The sequence below is a fragment of the Lentzea sp. NPDC042327 genome (genome assembly GCF_040647275.1).
GTDB lineage: Bacteria > Actinomycetota > Actinomycetes > Mycobacteriales > Pseudonocardiaceae > Lentzea.
The window spans coordinates 81,259-104,520 of record NZ_JBEZBX010000017.1; the positions used below are offsets into that span (position 1 = coordinate 81,259).

At 69.5% G+C, this 23,262-nt stretch carries 25 protein-coding genes; 7 read left to right on the forward strand and 18 right to left on the reverse strand.

What is annotated here, in order from left to right; all coding sequences use genetic code 11:
- Positions 1-90 precede the first annotated feature (90 nt).
- Entirely contained in the window at positions 91-1,392 is a 1,302-nt protein-coding gene (locus tag AB0A63_RS33690) for a 6-phospho-beta-glucosidase (protein ID WP_360398416.1), read from the forward strand.
- Between the two features lie 55 nt (positions 1,393-1,447).
- A complete protein-coding gene (gene lspA, locus AB0A63_RS33695; RefSeq protein ID WP_360398418.1) occupies positions 1,448-1,933 on the forward strand; it encodes a signal peptidase II in 486 nt (161 codons plus the stop codon).
- Here the strand turns inward: lspA and AB0A63_RS33700 are convergent.
- The 8 genes from AB0A63_RS33700 to AB0A63_RS33735 all read right to left on the reverse strand — a co-directional run bounded on the left by AB0A63_RS33700 (position 1,899) and on the right by AB0A63_RS33735 (position 7,092).
- Entirely contained in the window at positions 1,899-2,582 is a 684-nt protein-coding gene (locus tag AB0A63_RS33700; RefSeq protein ID WP_360398420.1) for an endonuclease V, read from the reverse strand. The two genes, lspA and AB0A63_RS33700, sit on opposite strands and share 35 nt — an antisense overlap.
- The gene (locus tag AB0A63_RS33705) at positions 2,560-3,525 is read right to left on the reverse strand and encodes a DUF3500 domain-containing protein (protein ID WP_360398422.1); all 966 of its coding nucleotides are present in this window, start codon (positions 3,523-3,525) and stop codon (positions 2,560-2,562) included. Before AB0A63_RS33705 ends, AB0A63_RS33700 begins: the two co-directional genes overlap by 23 nt.
- 57 nt (positions 3,526-3,582) lie before the next feature.
- Positions 3,583-4,011, reverse strand: a complete 429-nt coding sequence (locus AB0A63_RS33710; RefSeq protein ID WP_360398424.1) for a hypothetical protein — start codon at positions 4,009-4,011, stop codon at positions 3,583-3,585.
- Between the two features lie 91 nt (positions 4,012-4,102).
- The gene (locus AB0A63_RS33715; RefSeq protein ID WP_360398426.1) at positions 4,103-4,285 is read right to left on the reverse strand and encodes a hypothetical protein; all 183 of its coding nucleotides are present in this window, start codon (positions 4,283-4,285) and stop codon (positions 4,103-4,105) included.
- A 60-nt stretch (positions 4,286-4,345) separates the two neighbouring features.
- Positions 4,346-5,275, reverse strand: a complete 930-nt coding sequence (locus AB0A63_RS33720) for an MBL fold metallo-hydrolase (protein ID WP_360398428.1) — start codon at positions 5,273-5,275, stop codon at positions 4,346-4,348.
- A 35-nt stretch (positions 5,276-5,310) separates the two neighbouring features.
- Positions 5,311-5,739, reverse strand: a complete 429-nt coding sequence (locus AB0A63_RS33725) for a CBS domain-containing protein (RefSeq protein WP_360398430.1) — start codon at positions 5,737-5,739, stop codon at positions 5,311-5,313.
- Positions 5,740-5,881: 142 nt separating this feature from the next.
- On the reverse strand, positions 5,882-6,040 hold the full coding sequence (locus tag AB0A63_RS33730; protein ID WP_360398432.1) for a hypothetical protein: 159 nt from the start codon (positions 6,038-6,040) through the stop codon (positions 5,882-5,884).
- Between the two features lie 179 nt (positions 6,041-6,219).
- Entirely contained in the window at positions 6,220-7,092 is an 873-nt protein-coding gene (locus AB0A63_RS33735) for a hypothetical protein (protein WP_360398434.1), read from the reverse strand.
- A 416-nt stretch (positions 7,093-7,508) separates the two neighbouring features.
- On the opposite strand from AB0A63_RS33735, the gene AB0A63_RS33740 reads away from it, so the two are divergent.
- Positions 7,509-8,267 (forward strand): DUF4239 domain-containing protein, encoded by a 759-nt coding sequence (locus AB0A63_RS33740; RefSeq protein ID WP_360398436.1) that lies wholly within the window; start codon positions 7,509-7,511, stop codon positions 8,265-8,267.
- Positions 8,268-8,270: 3 nt separating this feature from the next.
- On the opposite strand, the gene AB0A63_RS33745 is transcribed toward AB0A63_RS33740, so the two are convergent.
- The 3 genes from AB0A63_RS33745 to AB0A63_RS33755 form a co-directional block, all read right to left on the reverse strand.
- The gene (locus tag AB0A63_RS33745) at positions 8,271-8,936 is read right to left on the reverse strand and encodes an EcsC family protein (protein WP_360398438.1); all 666 of its coding nucleotides are present in this window, start codon (positions 8,934-8,936) and stop codon (positions 8,271-8,273) included.
- Positions 8,937-9,006: 70 nt separating this feature from the next.
- The gene (locus AB0A63_RS33750) at positions 9,007-11,484 is read right to left on the reverse strand and encodes a PEP/pyruvate-binding domain-containing protein (protein ID WP_360398440.1); all 2,478 of its coding nucleotides are present in this window, start codon (positions 11,482-11,484) and stop codon (positions 9,007-9,009) included.
- Between the two features lie 75 nt (positions 11,485-11,559).
- On the reverse strand, positions 11,560-12,300 hold the full coding sequence (locus tag AB0A63_RS33755) for an alpha/beta hydrolase (protein WP_360398442.1): 741 nt from the start codon (positions 12,298-12,300) through the stop codon (positions 11,560-11,562).
- On the opposite strand from AB0A63_RS33755, the gene AB0A63_RS33760 reads away from it, so the two are divergent.
- Positions 12,289-12,762 (forward strand): CGNR zinc finger domain-containing protein, encoded by a 474-nt coding sequence (locus AB0A63_RS33760; RefSeq protein WP_360398444.1) that lies wholly within the window; start codon positions 12,289-12,291, stop codon positions 12,760-12,762. The two genes, AB0A63_RS33755 and AB0A63_RS33760, sit on opposite strands and share 12 nt — an antisense overlap.
- Positions 12,763-12,787: 25 nt before the next feature.
- On the opposite strand, the gene AB0A63_RS33765 is transcribed toward AB0A63_RS33760, so the two are convergent.
- Positions 12,788-13,321, reverse strand: a complete 534-nt coding sequence (locus AB0A63_RS33765) for a hypothetical protein (RefSeq protein ID WP_360398446.1) — start codon at positions 13,319-13,321, stop codon at positions 12,788-12,790.
- 153 nt (positions 13,322-13,474) lie between these two features.
- On the opposite strand from AB0A63_RS33765, the gene AB0A63_RS33770 reads away from it, so the two are divergent.
- Entirely contained in the window at positions 13,475-13,987 is a 513-nt protein-coding gene (locus AB0A63_RS33770; RefSeq protein WP_360398448.1) for an HNH endonuclease signature motif containing protein, read from the forward strand.
- A gap of 16 nt (positions 13,988-14,003) precedes the next feature.
- Here the strand turns inward: AB0A63_RS33770 and AB0A63_RS33775 are convergent, their stop codons facing one another.
- The 3 genes from AB0A63_RS33775 to AB0A63_RS33785 all read right to left on the reverse strand — a co-directional run bounded on the left by AB0A63_RS33775 (position 14,004) and on the right by AB0A63_RS33785 (position 17,917).
- A complete protein-coding gene (locus AB0A63_RS33775) occupies positions 14,004-16,838 on the reverse strand; it encodes a vitamin B12-dependent ribonucleotide reductase (protein WP_360398450.1) in 2,835 nt (944 codons plus the stop codon).
- 66 nt (positions 16,839-16,904) lie between these two features.
- On the reverse strand, positions 16,905-17,372 hold the full coding sequence (gene nrdR, locus AB0A63_RS33780; RefSeq protein WP_065913411.1) for a transcriptional regulator NrdR: 468 nt from the start codon (positions 17,370-17,372) through the stop codon (positions 16,905-16,907).
- A gap of 272 nt (positions 17,373-17,644) precedes the next feature.
- Complete coding sequence (locus AB0A63_RS33785) at positions 17,645-17,917, reverse strand: hypothetical protein (protein ID WP_360398452.1); 273 nt, start codon at positions 17,915-17,917, stop codon at positions 17,645-17,647.
- A 234-nt stretch (positions 17,918-18,151) separates the two neighbouring features.
- On the opposite strand from AB0A63_RS33785, the gene lexA reads away from it, so the two are divergent.
- A complete protein-coding gene (gene lexA, locus AB0A63_RS33790) occupies positions 18,152-18,829 on the forward strand; it encodes a transcriptional repressor LexA (RefSeq protein WP_360398604.1) in 678 nt (225 codons plus the stop codon).
- Here lexA and AB0A63_RS33795 read toward each other — a convergent pair.
- Positions 18,826-19,563, reverse strand: a complete 738-nt coding sequence (locus AB0A63_RS33795) for a helix-turn-helix domain-containing protein (protein WP_360398454.1) — start codon at positions 19,561-19,563, stop codon at positions 18,826-18,828. The two genes, lexA and AB0A63_RS33795, sit on opposite strands and share 4 nt — an antisense overlap.
- A gap of 109 nt (positions 19,564-19,672) precedes the next feature.
- Here AB0A63_RS33795 and AB0A63_RS33800 point away from each other — a divergent pair, with 109 nt between their 5' ends.
- A complete protein-coding gene (locus AB0A63_RS33800; protein ID WP_360398456.1) occupies positions 19,673-20,800 on the forward strand; it encodes a cytochrome P450 in 1,128 nt (375 codons plus the stop codon).
- Positions 20,801-20,819: 19 nt separating this feature from the next.
- Here the strand turns inward: AB0A63_RS33800 and AB0A63_RS33805 are convergent, their stop codons facing one another.
- Together AB0A63_RS33805 and hflX are read right to left on the reverse strand one after the other, a co-directional pair.
- On the reverse strand, positions 20,820-21,740 hold the full coding sequence (locus tag AB0A63_RS33805; protein ID WP_360398458.1) for a hypothetical protein: 921 nt from the start codon (positions 21,738-21,740) through the stop codon (positions 20,820-20,822).
- A 38-nt stretch (positions 21,741-21,778) separates the two neighbouring features.
- Positions 21,779-23,239, reverse strand: a complete 1,461-nt coding sequence (gene hflX, locus AB0A63_RS33810) for a GTPase HflX (protein ID WP_360398460.1) — start codon at positions 23,237-23,239, stop codon at positions 21,779-21,781.
- Positions 23,240-23,262 lie beyond the last annotated feature (23 nt).

Here is a 23,262-nt window from a genome sequence, read left to right on the forward strand (position 1 = left end):
AAGCGGCCCAAGGATCTTGCTGATGCCTGTGCAGCGTTGGTTGTACGGTGCGTACTGCGGGAGAAATGTCGCCGGTGCGGAGTGGTGGGCATGAAGCTGGTTGTTCTCGGTGGCGGTGGGTTCCGCGTGCCGCTCGTATATCGCGCTTTGCTCGCCGACCGGTCCCCCGGCCGCGTCACCGAGGTCGTGCTGCACGACGTCGACGCCTCCAGGCTCGTGGCGGTCAGCGGCGTTCTCGCCGAGCTCGCCGCTGATGTGCCGGATGCTCCCGTGGTGACGACGTCGATGGATCTCGACGAGGCGGTGCGCGGGGCGGACTTCGTGTTCTCGGCGATCCGCGTGGGCGGACTCGACGGACGCGCGGCCGACGAAAGTGTCGCGGCCGGGTGCGGGGTGCTCGGGCAGGAGACGGTCGGGGCCGGCGGTGTGGCGTACGGGTTGCGTACTGTGCCGGTCGCGCTCGACATCGCACGTCGTATCTCGGTGCACGCGCCGGACGCGTGGGTCATCAACTTCACCAACCCCGCCGGCATGGTCACCGAAGCGATGGCCACCCATCTCGGCCACCGGGTCATCGGCATCTGCGACTCCCCCGTCGGGCTCGGCCGGCGGGTCGCCCGCGCGGTCGGCGCGGACCTCGGTGACGCGTGGCTCGACTACGCCGGACTCAACCACCTCGGCTGGCTGCGGGGTGTGCACGTGTGCGGGCGGGACGTGCTGCCGGATCTGCTGGCCGACACTGAGCGGCTGGAGTCGTTCGAGGAGGGCAAGCTCTTCGGCGCGGAGTGGCTGCGGACGCTGGGCGCGATTCCGAACGAGTACCTGCACTACTACTACTTCACCCGCGAGGCGGTGGAGTCCGGTGCGTCGCGTGGGGCGTTCCTGCTGGAGCAGCAGAAGCAGTTCTATGCGGCGCCGTCGTTGGCGAGCTGGGACCGGACGCGTCTGGAGCGCGAGCAGACGTACATGGCGGAGACGCGTGACGAGGAGCGGGACAGCAACGACCTCGACGGTGGCGGGTACGAGCAGGTCGCGCTCGCGTTGATGCACGCCATCGCGGCGGACAAGCGGACGACGTTGATCCTCAACGTGCCGAACAGGACGACGCTGTCGTGCCTGGACGCCGATGCGATCGTCGAGGTTCCGAGCTTGGTCGACGCCAACGGCGCGCGGCCTGTAGCGGTCAGCCAGCTGCCGGACGAGGGCGTCGGGCTCGTCACCGCGCTCAAGGTCGTCGAGCGCGCGACGATCAAGGCGGCTATCAGCGGCGAGCGCGCGCATGCCGTGAAGGCGCTGGCGCTGCATCCGCTGGTTGATTCCGTCAACGTTGCTCGGCGGATCGTGGACGCCCACCCGTTGCTGTCCGGGGCGTTCGGAGCACGCGGCGACTGATGTACCGGTGGCCGTTGCCGCACGGTGCCGGCGGCTTAACTACGCTCGTCGGCAAATGGACACCACCACTTCTCGCCGCGTGCCGCTCGTGATGGGCATCGCCGTGCTCGTGCTGCTGCTGGACCAGGCCACGAAGTTCTGGGCCGAGAACGCGCTGACCGGGCGCGCGCCCATCCCGGTGCTCGGGGAGTTCTTGCAGCTCAGGCTTCTCTACAACCCCGGTGCCGCGTTCTCGATCGGCGCGGGGTCGACGTGGGTCTTCACCATCGTCGCCGCCGTGGCCGTCGTGTTCCTGGCGCGGTACGGGCTGCAGCCGCAGACCCGGCTGCGGGCGGTCGCACTGGCGTTGATGCTGGGCGGCGCGACGACGCACCTGCTCGACCGGTTGTTCCGGCCGCCGGGTTTCGCGCGCGGGCACGTCGTCGACTTCATCGACTACAACGGCTGGTTCGTCGGCAACGTCGCGGACATCGCGTTGGTCTGCGGTGCGATCCTGCTCGTGCTGCTCAGCTTCCAGCCGCAGAAGCAGCCTGCCGAGTGAGTGCGTCGGCGCGGCGGGTCGTCTCAGGCAGCCGGTAGCGCGGGGCCAGGCGGAGCACCTCGGCGCACGCGCGGTCCAGGTCGATCTTGTGCCCGACCGACACGAACACCGGCTTCACACCGTCCTGCGTGCGCAGTGCGCGGCCGACGACCTCGTCGCCGTCGGCGCCGTCCATGACGAGGTCGCTCGTCGAGCCGCGCTTGTCGCCGGGCGGGTCGAACCTGCCCATCGGGTTCTTGGCCACGCCGATGCTCGGGATGCCGGTGTGCACGCCGAGGTGGCAGGCGAGACCGAACCGGCGCGGGTGGGCGACGCCCTGGCCGTCCGCGACCAGCAGGTCGGGGGTGACGGTGAGCTGGTCGAGGGCGCGTAGCAGCACCGGCATCTCGCGGAACGCGAAGAGCCCGGGGATGTACGGGAAGTCTGTGGTGTCCTCGACGACGACCTCATCGAGGACGGCCAGCGTCTTTGCATCGAACACCACGCAGACGCCGACAACCGAGTCGTTGCAAAGGCCGGTGTCGCGGTAGCCGACGTCGAGGCCGGCGACGGTGTCGATGTGCAGGTCGGGGGCGCTGGTGGTGATCACCTGGTTGCGCAGGTGTTCTTGCAGCGCGATGGCGTCGTCAACCGTTCTGGGCCATTCCACGGGCGACAGTGTGCCGTGACGTGTCGTAGTGGGCGGCGAGGAGGTCGGCGCCGAAGTCACCGGAGTGGCGGCGCCACACGGTGTGGATGTGGTTGGCCTCGTTGGCCGTGTTGTCGTATTCGATGAGCAGCTCGGGACCTTGGACGCGGTAGTAGTGGCCTTCGCCGCGGCGTAGCGAGCCTTCCCACGAGAAGTGCAGGCGGTCGGGGTCGAGGGCGGCGAACTCGTCGTCGGCGAGCTCGAACGCGAGCCGGTCCAGGTAGAGGCGGACGATGTCGACGAGCAGCTCGCCCGCCTGTTTGCCGAGCTGTGCGGGTGTCACGCCGACGGGGTCGGACGGCGTGATGCGCGGGGCGTTGCCGGTGCGGATGTCGTGCGGGGCGGTGTCCGAGACGACGGCCAGGCCGCGGGCGGTCGGGCCCATCCGGTCGAGCAGCTCGCGGGCCAGTTCCTCCTCCAGCCGCAGCGGCTGGCTGACGACGCGGCCTCGGTAGGTGACGCGGGACGGGTTCGCGCCGAGGAAGAACGGGGTCGCCGAGACGCGGCCGTCGGCGACGATGACGTTCACGGACAGGTGGTGCCCCTCGACTCGCCACCCCCACGGTTCGTCGCCGCCGGGCGTGCCGAAGAGCACCGTCCAGTAGTCGCCGCTGTGCCGGTCGCGGTGGCCGCCCTCGCGGTGGTCGAGCACGTCTTCCAAAGCCATCACCGCCGCGACTTGTGCGTAGGCGTGTGGGCTCAGCACGGTCGCGAGCATGCCGTGAACGGCTTTGCGCTGATCACGTCGTAGCCCGCCGAACACGAGGCCGGGGCGGTCGCCGGGGGTGTAGGCCCAGCGGTGCCTGAGGTCGTCGTCGGTGATCGCGCGGACAGCTCGGTCGCGCTGGTCGTCGGCGAGCAAACGAATGTATTGGCGCGTGGCGTCAGCGACGTCGTGCAGCATCACTCGAACTTATAGGCCGCGCAGTTCGTTGCGCTTCCGATGACGTCGGGGTTCGTGTCACCGGGTGAGCACCGGGGCCTGCTTTCGTTCGATCCGGCGGGTCAGCGGTAGCAGCACCAGCGGGACCAGGACGGCGGCGGCCAGCGAGACGACGTTGCCGATCCGGTCAGCCACCAGCATGTGCTCCAGGTGGAACAGGTGGAAGGTCATGTGCGGCACCGCGAACACCAGGTAGCCGACCAGCACGGCTTGGGTCAGCGCGCGTTCGAGTGTCACAGCCGCGAACACCAGCATCACGCACAACGCGAGGTTCAGTGAGCCGAAGTCGCGCAGCAGGTGTTCGTTGAACGGCGGGAAGTAGGACACCCATGGGTTCGTGGGCAGCGGGAAGTTGTCGTAGAAGCTCTGCGGCGCTGCCAACGGCCAGACGCCGATGACGGCTTGGACGACGGCGAGGAACGCGAGACCTGCGCGGAGTGTGCTCATGCAGGTACGGACGAGACGCGAGCCCGTCTTGTGACGCGCTCGGGTGCTGGAAGCGATCCTCGGCGTGCTCGTGGAGCCGGAAGCGGGGCAATCATCTGAGGGCGCCGGCGGTACCGCGCGTCACGTTGCGCAGCTCCGGCTGGCCGGAGAGCGCCGAGCGGCTCGACAAGGTCGACGCGACTTGGAACAGCATCCTCGCGTGCTCAAGCAGCTCGTTGAGACCGCGCAACGTGAAAACCGCTTTTGCAATGAGTCTTTGGACGTCGTCGTCCAAAGACTCATTGCTAAGCAGCAGGTGAGGGCGGGGTGGTGAAGGTGATATATCGGTCGCGAGCTAAGCGTGGCAGGTGATGGGGCCGCCGTGGAGGATGGTCATGTCCTGCCAGACGCGGAGCAGTTCGAGGCGTTCGGAGAGCGGTTTGCCGTCGAGCTCGTGGTACGCGCGGTGGAGGTTGCCGACGAGTCGTTCGGACTCCTGCCACGACGAGAAGCGGGACGGGCCCGCGTCCTGGACGACCTGCAGAGGGGCGCGTCCGGCGGCGTGACCGGTGGCGGCGAGCTCGGACAGGTACGTCGTGTAGGCGACGAGGTCGTCGAGGACGCGGGTGATGTCGGCGCCGCGCAGCAGTGGGCCGTGGCCGGGCACGAGGACCTCGGCGTCGAACGCGCGCAGAAACTCCAGGGCCGACAGGTAGCCGCTGATGCTGCCCTCCGCGAGGAACGGCTGGCCGCCCGCGAACACCAGGTCACCGGTGAACAGCACGCGCTCGGCGGGCAGCCACACGACGCTGTCGCCGCGGGTGTGGGCGGGACCGGGGTGGTGCAGCTCGACGACGCGGTCGCCGAGGTGCAGCGTCAGGGACGCGGTGTAGGTGAGCGACGGCGGGCGCACTTCGAGGTGGCCGTAGTCCGGGCCGGTCAGCACCTGCGCTGCGAGCAGGCCAGCGGAGAGCACCTCTTCGCGGCAGGCGTCGTGGGCGACGATCACCGTCGACGAAGGGACCAGCCAGTTGCCGAACGTGTGGTCGCCGTGGTGGTGGGTGTTCACGACGTAGCTGGGTGCGGCGTCGGACACCGTCGCCACCGAGGCGAGCAACGCGCGGTTGCGAGCCTCGGTGGACGTGGTGTCGACGAGCAGCAGCGTGCCGTCGGAGCCGACGACGACACCGGTGTTGTTGATCATCCAGGACCCGTCGGGCTGGATGTAGGCGTGGACGGACGGCGCGACCTCGACCAGTTCGGGCTTGCCGGGAGAAGGCTTCACCCGGCTGAGCCTAGTGAGGGCCGAGCCCGGTGAGGTCAGCCCTGGGCGATGTAGGCCTGGAGCTGGTCCTGGTTCTGCTCCAGCTGTCCGATGCGGCTCTTCACGACGTCGCCGATGGACACGATGCCGACCAGTTCCCCTTCTGCCACAACGGGAACATGGCGGAACCGCCGTTCGGTCATCACGACGGTCAGACTGTCCACTGTGTCCGAAGGCGTGCACGTGAAGACCTCGGCGGTCATGATCGACGACACCGGTGAGGTCAGCAGCCCGGCACCGGTTTCGTGCAGCCGGCGCACGACGTCGCGTTCCGACACGATGCCCACGACACCGGACGGGCCGACGACCACGATGGCGCCGACGTTGTGCTCCGCGAGTGTTCTGAGGAGATCGGACACCGGTGCGTCCGGGGCGATGGTCGCAACCGCCGAGCCCTTGGTCCGCAACACGTCAGCGATCCTCATCAGGCGCCTCCGATCCTGTCGGTCCGGTAGCACCTCAGGCTAGAGCGGATCCGGACAGAACGGGAGATCGTCCCACGAAGGGAGCAGGGGGACACGAGCAACGCGCGTCCCCCTGCCGTGGCCGCACCGGTTCGGGCGTCGGCTACGCGGATCCGCGGCGACGGGCGGCGAACTGGCGCGGCGGGACCACCGGAACCCGTTGCTGGGGCAACGCGAACCGGGTGTTCTGCTCGGCCGGCTGCTGACCGCGCTTCTGGGCGCGGCGAGCGGCTCGGTTCGAGGGCGGGGTGGCAGCAGGCATGCGAAAGCCTCCTCTGTGACGAGGGCGTGCAAGGGCACGGCGGAAACGACAGCCGTGGAAAAGGACCCGCGAGAAGGGTCACCAAGAGCACACGCGGCAGCGGCGGAAGCGCTGCGGGGCTTCTCAGATGATGAGCATGACGGCAACGGTAGCGGCGCCGACCGGCGCCGCCAACCGATTTATCCGCGGGCGCGTGCGGCGGCCGCTCCGGCCCCCAGCATCACCAGGACGACTGTGACGATCGCCCACTTGCGGGACTTGGTCATCGGCGTGGTCTTCGGGTCGAGCGGGAGCTCCGCGCGGGGCTGCGGTTCCCGCCGCGCCGCGCGTACCGGGACCGGCTGCGGCGAGGGTGCAGGTGCGGATGGCACCACCGCGGCGGGCGGGACGGCGGGGGCGACCGGTGCGGCCGAAACCGGGGCGGGCGTCGACACCCGGGGCGGCACAACGGGAACAGGTGCGGGCGCCGGTGGGACGTCCGGCTTCGGCGTGGGCGGTACCACCTGCGGTGGCATCGGCGCGGGCAGGCACCCGGCGCCGTCGATCAGGCCGAACGGCTGGTCGGTGGACAGCTCCACGGCGGCGCCGTCCGCGATCCGGTAGACGCGGCTGCGACCTTTGTAGCCGTTGTTCACCGCGTAGATCGTGCCCGCCGAGTCGATCGCGACGGCACCGTAGGTCGACTTGCCGGGCAGCCCCGCCACCTCGGCCCGCCGCACCGACCGCCCCGACACCGGGTCGAACGTCACGACCTCGCCCGGTCCGTGGCCCGCCGCCGAGACCCCGGTCAGCCCGCCGCCGGGTCCGGGGGTGAAGTCGTCCAGCGCGAGCGCCGGCCAGTCCAGCGCCACCGACCGCACGATCCGCAGGTAGGACGCGCTCGCCGGGTCGATGTCGATCGCGTGCAACCGGGCGTTGTCGCGCACGTAGAACGTCGTCCCCACGACCGCGCCCGCGGACACGTCGTCGGTGCGGAACCACGGCGCCACGACTGGTCCGAGATCGTTGACCACGCCTTTGGTGTCGATGAGCACAACGTGCGTGGGATGCATCCAGCTGTGGTGGCCCTTCGAGGTGAGACCGACCAAGCGGCCCAGCACGGAGGAATAACCCAACGCATTCACCGAGTAGTCGATTCGCGCTACCGGGGTCACCCCACCGGATGACACGTCGAGCCGCGTGAGCGTCGACCACCCACCACGGTGAACCGCGCGGACCTGGAACGCGTCGCACGCCACCGGTGCGGCTTGGGCAACAGCGCTGGTGAGCGGGGTGGAAAGCGCGAGAAGAGCGGTGACGCCACCCAGGGCGAACGCATTCCTGCTCCACCGGAATGGAGCAGCTTGATACGACAACCGGGTAATTCTGCTGTTGCCGCGCATTCCCACCTGACCATTGCTCGTGACCGGACCGCGCTGTACCGGCCACAGTAGACCGTGGTCTAATCCCACACCAGAAAGGGGCCGAATTGAGTATTTACGTGTCCGGTCTGCTCTGGGTTCTCGGCGCGGCCGTGGTCTCGTCCGTCATCGTCGTCTTCACGCGCCGGTTCAACTCGGAGGAGGTCGGCGAGAAGAACCTCGCTGTCGGCGGCTCGGTGTTCAGCATCGTCGCCGGCCTGCACGCGGTGCTGACCGCGTTCATCCTCATCTCCCTGTTCGACGCGGCCAACGCCGCCGAGGAGCAGGTGCAGAAGGAGGCCAACGCGCTGGTCGCCGTCACCTGGTCGACCGGCTCGCTGCCCGAGCCGGCGAAGTCCCGCGTCGACCAGCTGGTCCGCAGCTACGTGCAGACCGTCGTCGACGAGGAGTGGCCGAAGATGCGCGAGGGCGAGAACGTCGACGGCAAGGGCTGGAACACCCTCAACCAGCTGCGGGACACCATCGCGGCGACCGCGCCGGACGGCGGCTGGCAGGAGGACCGCAAGACCGAGGCCGCGAACCAGCTGTGGGAGGTCTACCAGGCCCGCCAGGAGCGCGTCGACGCGGCCGACGGCGGCGTCAACCCCGTCGTCTGGCTCGCGCTGCTCATCGGCACCGGCCTGTCGCTGCTGTTCCCGTACCTGTTCGGTGGCCCGAACCTGGTGTCACAGCTGCTCATCACGGTCACGCTGAGCTCGACGCTGGTGCTGCTGCTGTTCGCGATACATCAGTTGCAGAACCCGTTCAGCGGCGGTGTGCAGATCTCACCGGACGCGTTCACCTCGACGCTCGACCGGCTCAGCTGACGGTTACCGCGACTCGGCCGTTCCGCCCGCTTCCTCGATCTCCACGGACAGCACCTCACCGTCGATGACGCTCGGCAACGGGTGCTCGCGGTCCGTCTGGGTGAAATAGCGGTTCGCGAACGCGCCGACCGCCCTGGTGGAAGCGGCGTCGACGCCACCGCCGATGACGCCGCCCAGGACCGGAACGCCCTTCACGACGACCGAACCGAGCTTTTTTGTACCGTATTTTGTGATGAGCGCCGAGGCGGCCTTCTTCGTGAACTGCTTGATGCCGACCTTTTTGAACAGTTCGGTTCCGGCATTGCCGAGCAGGCACAGCAGGATGGCCGTCTGCACTTCCTCGCTGTCCACGTCGTGGCCGCGCAAGGACGCGATCGACGCGATGAGGTGCGTCTGGATCACGTACGCGGCCGCGACGTTGGACGGCAGCGAGATCGGCAACGTGATCAGCCCGCCGAGGTTCGTGATGAACCCCTGCGCACCGGCCAGCGCCACGTGCGTGCGGATCAGGTGCCGGACCGCGGCGGTCTCGTCGCCCTTCTTCGCCAGGGCGTCGGTCGCGGCTTCGCGAGCGCTCTTGAACGGGCCGAACCCGTCCACACCGGCGCGCAGCAGGTAGTCGGCGATGCCCTGCTGAGCCTTGCTCAGCTCACCCTTGGAGTCGGCCACGACCCCGAGATTACGCGTCCGGGCGCCGCGGCGACGTGTCAACGGCCGGTAGCAGCGTTGTTCGTCGCCCTCAGCCGGAGGTGGTCACCGCTCCGGTGCTGCCGTCGACCGTGATGCGGTCACCGGTCCTGATCCGCGTCACGGCCTCGCGCACACCGACCACGGCGGGGATGCCGTACTCGCGGGCCACGACGGCGCCGTGCGAGTTCGCGCCGCCCATCTCCATCACGAGCCCGCCCGCCGTGAGGAACAAGGGCGTCCAGCCGGGGTCCGTCGACGGCGCCACGAGGATCTCGCCGGGTTCGAGGTGTGCGCCGACGGGGTCCATCACGACGCGCGCGGCTCCGGTGACGGTACCCGCCGACGCCGGTGTGCCGACGAGGTCACCTTCCACCGCGGTGCCGTGGTGCACGGCTTCGGCGTCGGTGCCGTCGGAGAGCAGCACGCGCGGGATGTGCCGGCGCCGCATCTCACGGTCGTACACCTCACGCCGGCGGGCCACGACCTCGCGCAGATCACCCTGCGTGGAACGCAGTTCCTCGAAGTTCAGGAAGAACACGTCGTCGGCGGCCCGGAGCCGGCCCTGCGCCACCAGGTCCTCCCCGGCTCGGGTGATCCGCTCGCGCAGCACACCGAACAGGGTGATCACCAGGTACTTCGGGTGCTCCCGCAGACCGGCGAGCACCCTCGTGCGGCGCAACGCGAAGCGCACGAACCAGCCGCGGCCCCACGAGCGCCGCGCCAGCGTCTCGATCATCGCCTCGGCCTCGGCGGCACCGCGGGCGAACACCGCGTCGGGAGCGGCATCTGCGTCCTCCAGCAGCAGGAGGTTGCGCACCACGCCGATGACGTGCGCCGGGTCGTCCGACCAGCGCGGCAGTCCCAGGTCGATCTCGGCGACCGCCCGGTGCCCCCACTTCGCCAGGAACGCGTCCAGCGCCGCCGGGCGTTCACCGTTGCGGAACTGCCGCAGGGCGGCCGGGTCTCGGCGGATCTCCCGCGCGAGGTCCCACATCGCCAGGTCCATCTCGGTGGTGACGTTGTTCGGCAGGCCGCGCAGCACCGCCTGCAGCTCCCCCGGCCTGACGTCGGCGACCTTGCCGACGAGCCCGAGCAGCGCGAACCCGGCGAGAGCGGTCGGTGCGAGTCGCGGCAGCACCGGGACGACGCACTGCCGCAACGCGTGCTCGACCGTCAGACCGGCGGCCTTTTCCAGGACCTCGCGTTCCAGCGCACGAGCGCCGCGTGCGGCCTTCTCCGGGTCGGCGAGCGCCCTCAGCACGGTCTGCGGCGCGTGGAAGCGGCGTGCGAGCCGGAGGACGCGCCGGAGCGCCGGCATCGGCGAGGAGCTCGTGACGGCGAACCGCGGGTCGTCGAACAGCCCGCGCAGCACCTCCGCCGACCGCGCCTCCATGACCCCGAGCAGCCGGGTGACGAACTCGCGGCCCACCCGGCTGCGCAGCACCTTGGTGACATCGAAGAAGATGCGCTCACCGACCTCCACATAGGACTGACTGGCCGGGTCGCCGATGACGATCTCGAACGCCGACCCGGCGATCTCCCGGAACACCGCGCGGCCCATCGGCGTGATCGGCCGTTCCAGCCCCTGGGCGAGGCTGAAGCAGAAGTAGGCGTGACCGGCTTTGTTGTTCTCCGGCAACGGGAACAGCGTCGTGATCGGCCGCGCCTGGGTGAGGTGGAGCGCGCCGGCGGCGTCGATCGCCCACTCGACGTCCTGCGGGCTGCCGTAGTGCGCCTGCGTCCTGCGGCCCAGCTCGGCGAGCGCGTGGACCTGGTCGTCGGTCAGGCACGGCCCGTCGGCGGCGTCGACCTCGACGTGCTCGGTGCCGCCGCCGGGCAGCGACCTGATGAGGAACCGCTTGTCCCCCGGGCGCCTCTGCACGATCTCGGTGCCGTCGACGACGAAGTGGTCCGGGTTCACCGCCCCGGACACGACCGCCTCGCCCAGGCCGGGGCTCGCGTCGATGACGACCTGGTCGCGCGTGCCGGTGACCGGGTTCGCGGTGAACAGCACGCCGGACACCGCGGACTGCACCATCCGCTGCACCACGACGGCGAGGTAGGTCGTGCGGTGGTCGATGCCGTTCGTCTCGCGGTAGCTGACGGCGCGGCCGGTCCACAGCGAGGCCCAGCACCGGCGCACCGCGTCGACCACGGCGTCCTCACCGACGACGTTGAGGAACGTGTCCTGCTGGCCCGCGAAGCTCGCGAACGGCAGGTCCTCGGCCGTGGCACTGGAACGCACCGCGACCGGGACGTCGTCGCCGAAACCCCGGTACGCGGTGACGACCGCGTCCCTGATCTCCTGCGGCACCGGGGTTTCCAGCACGGTGCGGCGCGCGTTCTCCGGTGTGGTGCCCGCCGGCGCGCCGGCTTCCGCGACCGCGCGGTACGCGTCCGTGGTGACGCAGAAGCCCTGCGGCACCGGCAGGCCCGCTCGGGTGAGCTCGCCGAGGTTCGCCGCCTTGCCGCCCACGACGGCCGTCATCGTGCCGTCGATCTCCTCGAAGTCCCTGACGAACGCCATCGCAACCCCTCCGCGGTCTGCCCAGGGGATGACGCTACGAGCACGCGACCAAAAACTCAACACCTGATGAATAAATCACCTCTTCGCGGCGAACTCCCTGATCAGCGCGGCGATCTCGGTCAGCTCCTCCTCCAGCGCGAAGTGGCCGGTGTCGAACAGGCGCAGCCGCGCGCCGGGCAGGTCGCGCAGGTAGGCCCTGGCGCCGGGTTCGAGGAAGAACGGGTCGCCCTGGCCCCACACGATCAGCGTGGGCGGCTGGTGCTCGCGGAAGTACGCCTGCCACTGCGGGTACCGGGCGACGTTGGTGTGGTAGTCGAGGAACAGGTCCACCTGGGGCTGCGGGCGCAGGTCGAGGTGGTGCTGGTCCAGCGTCCAGGTGTCCGGCGAGATCGACTCGGGGTCGCGGGCACCCTCCAGGTAGCCGAACCTCGTGTGCTCCGGCGCGAGCAGGGCGCGCGCGGCCTGCGGGTCGCTGTTGCCGATGAAGCCCTTGGCGACGTCGGAGAGGCCGTCCTCGTAGGCGTTGCCGTTCTGGACGACGAGCCCCTTCACCCACTCCGGGTGGCGGGTCGCGACGCGGAAGCCGACCGGTGCGCCGAAGTCGAAGACGTACATGGTGAAACCGGTGGAGTTCAGCGCCTGCAAGAACTTCTCGACGGTGTCGGCGAGGAGGTCGAACGTGTGGTGCCGCTCCCCCGGCACCACGGTGTGGCCGGAGCCGGGGTGGTCGGGCGCCACGACGTGGAAGTCGTCCTTCAGCTCCTCGATGAGCCGCGCGTACTGGTGCGACGCGGACCGGAAGCCGTGCAGCAGCAAGAGTTTGGGCGCCGCGGGATCGCCCGCCTCCCGGTAGAAGACGGTGATCCGGCTGCGCAGGGGCTGGCCGAGCAGGGTCTGCCCTGGTCGGAGGCCGTGGTGGAGCTGCGGGGGCAGGTGGAGGCGGCGGTGCTCGCCGCCCGTGACGGCACCGAACCGGACCTGGCGCCGTTGAACGCGGCGTTGCGCGGCGCTCCGGCGTTCGAGGTGCTGTCGTGGTCCGACGGCGTCGTGGTGTCCCGCGAACGCGGCGGGAACGAGGTCGCGCGGGCGCTCGGCCTGCTCGCGGGCGCGGCGGCGGAGCTGCTGGCGTCACCGGTCGTGCGGAAGGTGAAGACGTGCGAGGGGCCGGGCTGCCGGCTGCTGTTCGTGCCCGCCCACCCGCGACGCCGGTGGTGCGACCCCGCGACGTGCGGGAACCGGGTGCGGGTGGCGCGGTACTACCAGCGGCACAAGGACTAGCGCGCCGCCCTGGGCGTGAAGCGGTTCACCGGGACCGCCCGGCGGGGGTGAACAGGAAGCTGTCGCGGAAGTCGCCGTCACCCCGCCTCGTCGCCATCAGCCGCAGCTCCGGCATGAAGTGGAAGAACACCAGGGCACCCGACCGGTCCGGGTAGCCGAGCGTCTTCGGGAACGCCGGGTTCGTGCCGCCGAACCACAGCGGTGGCGCCCCGAACTCCTCGACCACCTCGGTCAGCACGCAGTCGCCCTCCCCGAGCACACCGGGGATCCGGCTGTCGGTGTCGAGCGTCAGCCAGCCCTGCCGGTGCGCGAGGTCGGCGTACACCGACGCCATCACGTCCTCGCTGCGGTACCCGAGCACCTCGTGCACGGCACCGGTCACCATCGCCGCGTTCGCCGCACCGCGCGTCACCAGTGCCTCCAGCTCGGCCTGCCACCGGTCCGTGCGGCTGTCGGCGAACGCCAAGGCGTCGAACAACGTCAGGATCACCGGCTCGCCGCCGTGCATGCCCGGCCGCCTGATCGCGGCGTTGAGCTGCTCGGACAGGTAATCGCGCAAGTCGTCGAACGAACGCATCCATCCCCCTGCGACAACACGGAAAGGGACGGCCGGGAGATGGCCGCCCCTTTGCCGTTGTTCTATCAGACGGCCCACATGCGAAACGCAAATGGCTCCACCGACGACAGGATGGTCAACAACCGGGGAGGGCAGATGGACGCCGAGCAGATCGTCGGGCACTGGGCGCCGCTGGAGCGGGTCGCCGTCGACTGGAGCGAAGCCTGCGAACGGTGCTGGCGCTGCGGATACCGGGCCTCGCTGGAACAGTGCCACATCGTGCCGACGTCGCTGGGTGGCACCGATGTGGTGTCGAACCTCGTGCTGCTGTGCGGCCGCTGCCACCGCGAGGCCCCGACGCACACCGATCCGCGCTACCTGTGGCGATGGCTGCGTGCGACGTCAGTGTCCTCGCACGACACTTACTGGACCATCCGCGGGTGGGCGGAGTTCGAGGTCATCTTCGGCCGCAAACCGTTGGAGTGCTTCAAAGAAGCCGCGGTCGACCACGGGACGTTGAACGCGGAGTGCCGCGAGCTGGCGGCGGACGAGTTCGCGAAGACCGTCGTGCAGTTCGGGGAGGGCAGGCTCAACCCGTCGACGATCGCGTGCGTGATCGCGGAGATCGAGAGGAAGCTGGCGGACCGCCACGGCATCGAGCTGCCGTGACGGTCCGCTCACCGCATCAGCTGCAGCCGGAGGTGCTGCCGCAGCCCTCGCACAGGTAGCACGAGCCGGCCGGACGCATCTTCGTGCCACAGGTCATGCACAACGGCGCGTCCGCCGCCTTGCCCAGGTGCAGCTCCAGCAGCTCGGTCGAGCTGCCGACCTGCTTCGGCGCCTCCGCGGGCGCGTCGACCTGGGTCGGCGCCGCCTCGACGGAACCACGCAGGCCCTCGAGGTCCACATCGGACGTCACCGGGGCGCCGTACTCGCCGGCGACCTGTGCCGAACGCTCGTCGGCGGTGAAGATGCCGAGCTGCGCGCGCTTGTCGTACGGCAGGTAGTCGAGCGCCAGGCGGCGGAACAGGTAGTCCAGGACCGAGGTCGCGATGCGCACGTCCGGGTCGTCGGTCATGCCCGCCGGCTCGAAGCGCAGGTTCTGGAACTTCGAGACGTAGAACTCCAGCGGGATGCCGTACTGCAGGCCCACCGAGATCGACATCGAGAACGCGTCCATCACACCGGCCAGCGTGGAGCCCTGCTTGCCGAGCTTGACGAACACCTCGCCGAGACCGTTGTCCGGGTAGGAGCCGGCGGTCAGGTAGCCCTCGGCGCCACCGACGGTGAACGACACGGTCTGCGACGGGCGCTTCTTCGGCAGGCGCTTGCGGACCGGGCGGTACTCGACGACCGTCTCGGTCGCGGCCTTCTTCTCCTCGGTCGCCTTCGCGCCCTTGCCCGCCGACAGCGGCTGGCCGACCTTGCAGTTGTCGCGGTAGATCGCGAGCGCCTTCAGGCCGAGCTTCCAGCCCTGGTAGTAGATCCCTTCGACGTCCTCGACGGTCGCCGTCTCCGGCATGTTGACCGTCTTGGAGATCGCGCCGGACAGGAACGGCTGCGTGGCCGCCATCATCCGCACGTGGCCCATGGGCGCGATGGAACGCTCGCCCATGGCGCAGTCGAAGACCTCGTAGTGCTCGCGGCGCAGGCCCGGCGCGTCCACGACGTGGCCGTGCTCGCCGATGAACTCGACGATCGCCTCGATCTGCTCGTCCTGGTAGCCCAGTGCCTTCAGCGCGCGCGGGACCGTCTGGTTGACGATCTGCATCGAGCCGCCGCCGACGAGCTTCTTGAACTTGACCAGCGCCAGGTCGGGCTCGATGCCGGTGGTGTCGCAGTCCATCATCAGGCCGATGGTGCCGGTGGGGGCCAGCACGGACGCCTGGGCGTTGCGCCAGCCGTTCTTCGCGCCGACCTCCAGGGCCTGCTGCCACGCCTCGGTCGCGACCTTGTGCACCGCCGAGTCGTTCGCGTGGTAGGTGCGGATCAGGTCGTTCGCCGCGGCGTGCTTGCGCATGACGCGCTGGTGCGCGGTGGCGTTGCGCTTGTAGCCGTCGTACGCGCCGACGATGCCCGCGAGCTCCGCGGAACGGCGGTAGGACACACCGGTCATCAGCGAGGTGATGGTCGCGGCGAGCGCGCGGCCGCCCTCGGAGTCGTACGCGTGGCCGGTGGCCATCAGCAGCGCGCCGAGGTTGGCGTAGCCGATGCCGAGCTGGCGGAACCTGCGGGTGGTGTCCGCGATCGGCTCGGTCGGGAAGTCCGCGAAGCAGATCGAGATGTCCATCGCGGTGATGATCAGCTCGACGGCCTTGGCGAACGTGACGGCGTCGAACTTGCCGTCGGCGCCGAGGAACTTCATCAGGTTCAGCGAGGCGAGGTTGCAGCTGGAGTTGTCCAGGTGCATGTACTCCGAGCACGGGTTGGACGCGGTGATGCGGCCCGACTCGGGGCAGGTGTGCCAGTCGTTGATCGTGTCGTCGTACTGGATGCCGGGGTCGGCGCACTCCCACGCGGCCTTGGCGAGCTTGCCGAACAGCTCCTTGGCGTCGATGCGCTCGATGACCTCGCCGGTCTGGCGGGCGCGCAGGCCGAAGTCGCCTCCGCTCTCGTAGGCGTGCATGAACTCGTCCGACACGCGGATCGAGTTGTTCGCGTTCTGGTACTGCACCGACACGATGTCCGCGCCACCGAGGTCCATGTCGAACCCGGCGTCGCGCAGCGCGCGGATCTTGTCCTCCTCGCGCGCCTTGGTCTCGATGAACTCGACCACGTCGGGGTGGTCGACGTCGAGGACGACCATCTTCGCGGCACGGCGGGTGGCGCCACCGGACTTGATGGTGCCCGCGGACGCGTCGGCGCCGCGCATGAACGACACCGGGCCGGACGCGGTGCCGCCGGAGGACAGCAGCTCCTTGGAGGAGCGGATGCGCGAGAGGTTCAGGCCGGCACCGGAGCCGCCCTTGAAGATCAGGCCCTCCTCGCGGTACCAGTTCAGGATCGACTCCATGGTGTCGTCGACCGCGAGGATGAAGCAGGCGCTGACCTGCTGCGGCGACGACGTGCCGACGTTGAACCACACCGGCGAGTTGAAGCTGAACACCTGGTGCAGCAGCATGTACGTCAGCTCGTGCTCGAAGATCTCCGCGTCCTGCTCGCCCGCGAAGTACCCGTGCTCCTTGCCGGCGCCCACGTAGGTCTTCACCACGCGGTCGATGAGCTGGCGCAGCGACTGCTCGCGCTTCTCGCTGCCGACGGCACCGCGGAAGTACTTGCTGGTGACGATGTTCGTGGCGTTCACCGACCAGAACTCGGGGAACTCGACACCGCGCTGCTCGAAGTTCACCGAGCCGTCACGCCAGTTCGTCATGACGACGTCGCGGCGCTCCCACGTGACCTCGTCATAGGGGTGGCGGCCCTCGGTGGTGTAGACGCGCTGGACCTTCAGCGCGGCAGCAGGCTTGGCAGCCGCCCGTGCGGCTGTCTTCTTGGCTGAGCCGCCGACGGTCTCGGTCACGGTGGATCTCCCTCGTGCTGGTGCTTCAGAAAGATGGTGTTGTCGCGCGCACTCAATGCGCGCGAATCACTGCTCCTGGGCCGCTTCGGCCCGGGCAGTGCGAAGATCGAGGATTTCCTTCTCGAAGTCCTCGACGGACGAGAAGGACCTGTAGACGCTCGCGAAGCGCAGATAAGCGACCTCGTCGAGCTCGCGCAGGGGCCCCAGAATGGCCAGCCCCACCTCGTGGCTCGGGATTTCCGCACATCCCGTCGACCGGATCGACTCTTCCACCCGCTGTGCGAGCACCTGGAACGCGTCCTCGTCGACCGGGCGGCCCTGGCACGCCCTGCGCACGCCGACGACCACCTTGTCGCGGCTGAAGGGCTCCGTCACCCCGGAGCGCTTGACCACGGCGAGAACCGCTTCCTCGACCGTGGTGAACCTGCGGCTGCAGCTGTTGCAGGAGCGGCGACGACGGATCACCTGACCCTCGTCCACCTCACGGGAGTCGACCACCCGCGAGTCCGAATGGCGGCAGAACGGACACCGCACGCCACCTCACCCCTTCCCCCGCGCAGCATTCGTCGCAGTAACCACACTGGTCGGGTTACCCACAACCTGTGGACTACTTACAACGGTGCAACCACTAGATGTAGGGGTAGAACCTAGATCGACGCCTGCGGGGATGCAAGTCGACACGACGCGTCGGCCATCACCCGGTTGGCGGAACCGCGAATGATCAGCGGTGATTACGCAAAGACGCCCGCACATGACGCTGCGTTGGCGTCACTGCGGGCGTGTCGGACACAAGATGTGGTGGCGCCTTACGGCGTGACCCCCATCTGCTGGAGGTAGAGCACCCCAAGGGCGACGACGGTCAGCGCGCTCAGCACGCCGACGGCGACGAGCTCCAGGGTGGACTCGCGCTTCGACCGGACGTCGCACGAGCTCGACTCGCGCGCGTCCGGGACGACAACCGGGTGCGGCTTGGTGGCGGGGCGCCTGGGCATGACGCGGGGACCCGAACGGAGTGGGCGGCCCGCTGCGACGTCCGCGTCTTCGACAACGCGCAACCGCTTCTCGACCAGAACCGCCATGACGCCCTCCATCGCAGGTCAAGCACCTTGATCGAACATGCGTTCTATCGAACGTCCGTGCGAATTTCTACCAGACCGCCTCCCGGGACGCCACAACACGCCGTCAAATACCTCGAACAGGTGTTTGATCTGCGCAGCAAACACGACTACCGTCGGGCAGGAAGATCGACGGAGGCCGGAATCCCATTCGAACTGGGGGCGGCGAGGAGGACAGCGACCGTGGCAGGCAAGACGATCGACCCAGACCCCGCTCTTGTCGAGCCGGCGGTGAGTGAGATCGCGGGCAACGCCGGTCTGACCCTGCGGCAGCGCAAGGTGCTCGACGTGATCCGCGACTGGGTCGACCGCTTCGGCTACCCGCCGAGCGTGCGGGAGATCGGTGAGGCCGTCGGCCTGACCTCGACCTCGTCGGTGGCCTACCAGCTGCGCGCGCTGGAGCGGAAGGGCTTCCTGCGCCGCGACCCGAACCGCCCGCGCGCGGTGGGGATGCTGCCCACCGAGATCGACGCCGGTCTCGACCCGATGTCCAAGCCGACGCCCGCGTACGTGCCGATGGTCGGCCGGATCGCGGCAGGTGGCCCGATCCTGGCCGAGGAGTCGATCGAGGACGTGTTCCCGCTGCCGCGCGAGATCGTCGGTGAGGGCGAGCTGTTCCTGCTGCGCGTCGTCGGCGACTCGATGATCGACGCCGCGATCACCGACGGCGACTGGGTCGTGATCCGCAAGCAGCCGACGGCCGACCAGGGCGAGATCGTGGCCGCCATGATCGACGGCGAGGCCACGGTGAAGACGTTCAAGCGCAAGGACGGCCACGTGTGGCTGATGCCGCACAACCCGGCCTACCAGCCGATCAACGGCGACGAGGCCACCATCCTCGGCAAGGTCGTCACCGTGCTGCGGAGGCTTCCCTAGCTGCTCGGGCTGTCTCCGCGGGCGCGCTTCTTCTTCTCGAAGAAGTCGAGCCATTTCTGCCGCGTGGCCTCCATGTCCACGACGACGAAGCTGAAGAACTGCCCCATGTCCTTGAGGCGTGCACCCACTGGCGTGCCGAGACCGAAGATCTCGGCACCGTCCAGTGCGGTGTGCGCCCAGGTGGAGTTGCGCTGGGCGCTCGACAGCCACGCCCGGTACCAGATGTCGTCGTCGAGGTAGTAGCGCATGCGCTTGCCGTCGCGCTCGGCGCGCAGCAGGTCGAGTTCCTGCAGGTGAGCGGTGGAGCGTGAGATCGTGCCCGGGCTGACCGACAGCCGCAGCACCAGCTCCGTCGCGGTCAGGCTGCCCCTGTCGCACATGAAGACCTCGGCGAGGATCCGCGCCGCCGTGCGCGTCAGCCCGGTCTGCCGGAACACCGCGACCAGCCGCAGGTGGAACTCCTGCACCTCGCCGGGGCTGCGGTCGAACGAGTAGGCCTCGTCGTCGACGTCCAGGTCGTCCACCGCCGGTATCCGGCGCATGGCCCGTTCGCTCGCGGCCCGGTGCGCGGCGCCCGGCAGGTAGTTGTTGTGGCCGCCGTTGCGCAGCACCTCGCGCTGGATCGTCGAGGCCGGCCTTTGCAACCGCCTGCCGATCTCGGAGTACCCCAGCCCGTCCCACAGCCATTGGGCGATGAGCTGCCGTTCCTCTTCATCCAGCCGTTTACCAGGCACGACCTCATCGTGCCTTGCCCTTCAAGCCATTGCAACGAGTCTTTTGACGACGTCCGCAAACGTTTTTAGCTTGAACGGGAGGGAAACGGACTCGTTGCAAGGGGGAGCAATGCCGCTCAGTCCGATGACGTACCCGGACGGGCACGTCGGCTGGCGCGCGCACGACCACGCGAGCGTGCGTGCCGTGCTCGCGGACCACCGGTTCAGCATCCGGCCGGACCTGATGCACAACCCGCTCGGGCCGGGCAGTCCCGGTGACGCGCCGCCGTCGCCGCCCGGTGCGTTCACCGACCACGACCCGCCAGAGCACACCCGCTACCGCGGCCGGCTGACCGGGCAGTTCACCGTGCGGCGGATGCGGTTGCTCGCGCAGCGGCTGGAGGAGATCACCGCGGCGCAGCTCGACGAGCTCGCGGGTGCGGGGTCGCCGGCGGACCTCGTCGAGCACGTTGCGTCGCCGGTGCCGGGGCTGATGATCTGTGAGCTGCTGGGCGTGCCCTACGAGCGGCGCGCCGAGTTCCAGCAGGACGCGGTGCTGCTGACCGGTGCCAGCGGCGCGGAGGCCGGTGAGGCCGAGGCGATGTTCGCGGCGTTCGAGCGGTTGCAGCGGTTCATGCTGGAGATGGTCGCGGCGAAGCGGGCTGCGCCGACCGACGACGTGCTCAGCGACCTGGTCAACTCCGAGGCCGACGGCGGAGCTGCCGACCCGCTCTCCGACGACGAGATGGCCACGATGGGCATGGCGTTGCTCGGAGGTGGACTCGACACGACGACGAACATGCTGTCGCTCGGCACGCTGGAGCTGCTGCGCGACCGGGCACGGGTCGACGCGATGCTCGCCGGTCCCGACGCCGCAGTAGAGGAGCTGCTGCGATATATCAGTCTGACGCCGGTGACCGTGCGCACGGCGTTGGAGGACGTCGAGCTCGACGGCGTGCTCGTGCGCAAGGGCGACACCGTCAAGGTCGAGCTGGGCTCCGCGAACCGCGACCCGGCGCGCTACGCCGATCCCGACGTCCTCGACCTGGCTCGCGGCTCGGCGGGACATGTCGCGTTCGGGCACGGCATCCACCAGTGCATCGGGCAGCACCTGGCGCGGGTCGAGCTGAGGATCGCGTTCCCCGCGTTGTTCACGCGGTTCCCGAAGCTGCGGCTCGCCGTCGCGGAGGAGGAGCTGCCGCACCGCGCGAGCTTGGTGATCGGCGGCTTGGAGCGCCTGCCCGTCGCCTGGGACTGAGCAGCTGATACATCGGTTCTCAGGCTCGGCGGCGCAGGCGCAGGCCGACGACGAGGGCGACGACGAGCACGATGCCGCCGAGGCCCAGCGCGAGCGGCCAGTTCTGCCACGACGAGCTCGTCGCGGTCTCCGCCGGCGACGCCTGCGGCTGGTCCGCGGCGGGTGCCGGGGCCGTCGTCGTCGGCGGCGGAGCTGATTTCGCCAGAGCGGCGGCACCCGCGACCGCGCGGATCGGCGTGCCGGCGCCTTCCGAGGCGGAGAGCAGGGTGCCGTCGGGGTCGAAGGCGATGGCCTCGCCCTGCGGCTCGTTCGGCAGCGGCACGCGGACCGGGTCGCCGGACAGCGCCTTCACCAGGTCTCCGTCGGGGACCGGGTAGAGGTAGGCGTCGGTGTAGGTGCGCAGGGCGATGACGGAACCGTCGGCCGTCGACGCGGCACCCGTCACCAGGCGCGAGTCGAGGGTGCCCTCCAGCGGGCCGCCCGGCGTGTCGGTGGTCGACAGCGACACGCGCGCCACCTGCTCCAACGGCACCGATATATCAGTGCGCAGTGCTGCTGCCGGGCGGTAGACGAGCGCGGAGCCGAGCGGTTCCTTGGTGATGATGTACGGCGTGCCGGACCTGTCGAGGAGCAACGCCTCGGCGTCGTGCTTGCCGTCCGGGTACGTGAGGCGGAACCGCTCCACGGCACCTGTCGGTGAGACCTTGTGCAGGGCGACCGTGGAGCGGGTCTTGCCGTTGTCGCCGGTGTCGGACGCCCACAGGGTGCCGTCCGGCGCCATCGCCAGGTCCTCGACGTCGTAGGGGTCGACGGCCGCGGTGATCGTGCGCTTCACGACGCAGTCGCGGCCCATGACCTGGATGCGCAGCGTCCCGTTGTCGCTGTCGCTGACGGCGTAGAACTGCTTGCCGTCGGACGTGAGCCCGGAGAGCTCCTGCATGGCTACCGGGCACACGTCCACCGGTGGAGGCGGGAGGATCAAGCAGGTGACCCGTTCGTCGCGAACTCCTCAAGCACACCCGCGAGGTCCGGGCGCACGCGAGCGCTGAGCAACGTGCCCGACTCGGTGTGCTTCTCGGACAGCACCTCGCCGTCACGGTGCACGCGGGCGACGACCTCGCCGCGCGCGTACGGCACGTGCGCCTCGACCACGACCTCGGGCCGCGGCATCAGCTCGGCGACGCGGACCTTCAGCTCCTCGATGCCCACGCCCGAGTGCGCCGACACGAACGACGCGTCCGGGAACAGGTGCCGCAGCCGGGCCAGGCCCAGGTCGCCCACCGCGTCGATCTTGTTGACGACCAGCAGCTCGCGCGGCATGGGCACGTCGTTGCGCTCGTTGATCTCGGCGAGCACCTCGCGCACCGCCTTGACCTGGCTCTCCGGCATGGCGTCGGAGCCGTCGACCACGTGCACGAGCAGGTCGGCCTGGCCGACCTCCTCCAGCGTGGAGCGGAACGCCTCGACCAGCTGGTGCGGCAGGTGCCGGACGAAGCCGACCGTGTCGGTCAGCGTGTACGGCAGGCCCTCGGGCGTCAGCGCGCGGCGCGTCGTCGGGTCGAGGGTGGCGAACAGCGCGTCCTCCACCAGGACACCGGCGCCCGTCAGCGCGTTGAGCAGCGACGACTTGCCCGCGTTCGTGTACCCGGCGATGGCGACGCTCGGGATCTCGTTCGCGGTGCGGCGGCCCCGCTTGGTCTCGCGGATGACGCCGATCGCGGCGATCTCGCGGCGCAGCTTCGAGATGCGCGCGCGGATCCGGCGGCGGTCGGTCTCGATCTTGGTCTCACCGGGACCGCGCAGACCCACGCCGCCGTTGCCGCCGCCGGCACGACCACCGGCCTGCCGGGACAGCGACTCACCCCAGCCGCGCAGCCTCGGCATCAGGTACTGCAGCTGGGCCAGCTCGACCTGCGCCTTGCCCTCCTTGGACTGCGCGTGCTGCGCGAAGATGTCCAGGATGAGCGCGGTGCGGTCGATGACCTTGACCTTGAGCTTCTCCTCCAGCTGCCGCAGCTGGCCGGGCGAGAGCTCACCGTCGCAGATCACCGTGTCCGCGCCGGTCGCCTGCACCACGTCGCGCAGCTCGGAGACCTTGCCGGAGCCGATGTACGTCGCCGCGTCCGGTTTGTCACGCCGTTGCACGACGCCTTCGAGGACCTCGGAACCCGCGGTCTCGGCGAGGCGCGCGAGCTCGGCCATCGAAGCGTCGGAGTCGGCGGCCGTGCCCTCGGTCCACACCCCGACGAGCACGACCCGCTCCAGGCGGAGCTGCCGGTACTCGACCTCGGTGATGTCCTCGAGTTCGGTGGACAACCCCGCGACACGGCGCAGCGCGGCGCGTTCGGCGCGTTCGAAGTCGCCCGTGGAGAGGTTCTCCTCTTCCCACGTCGAGTCGAACTCCGGGTCGAACTCTGTGCTCTGGATGTTTTCCGTCATTTGCCCTTCATCGTCCCATGGAC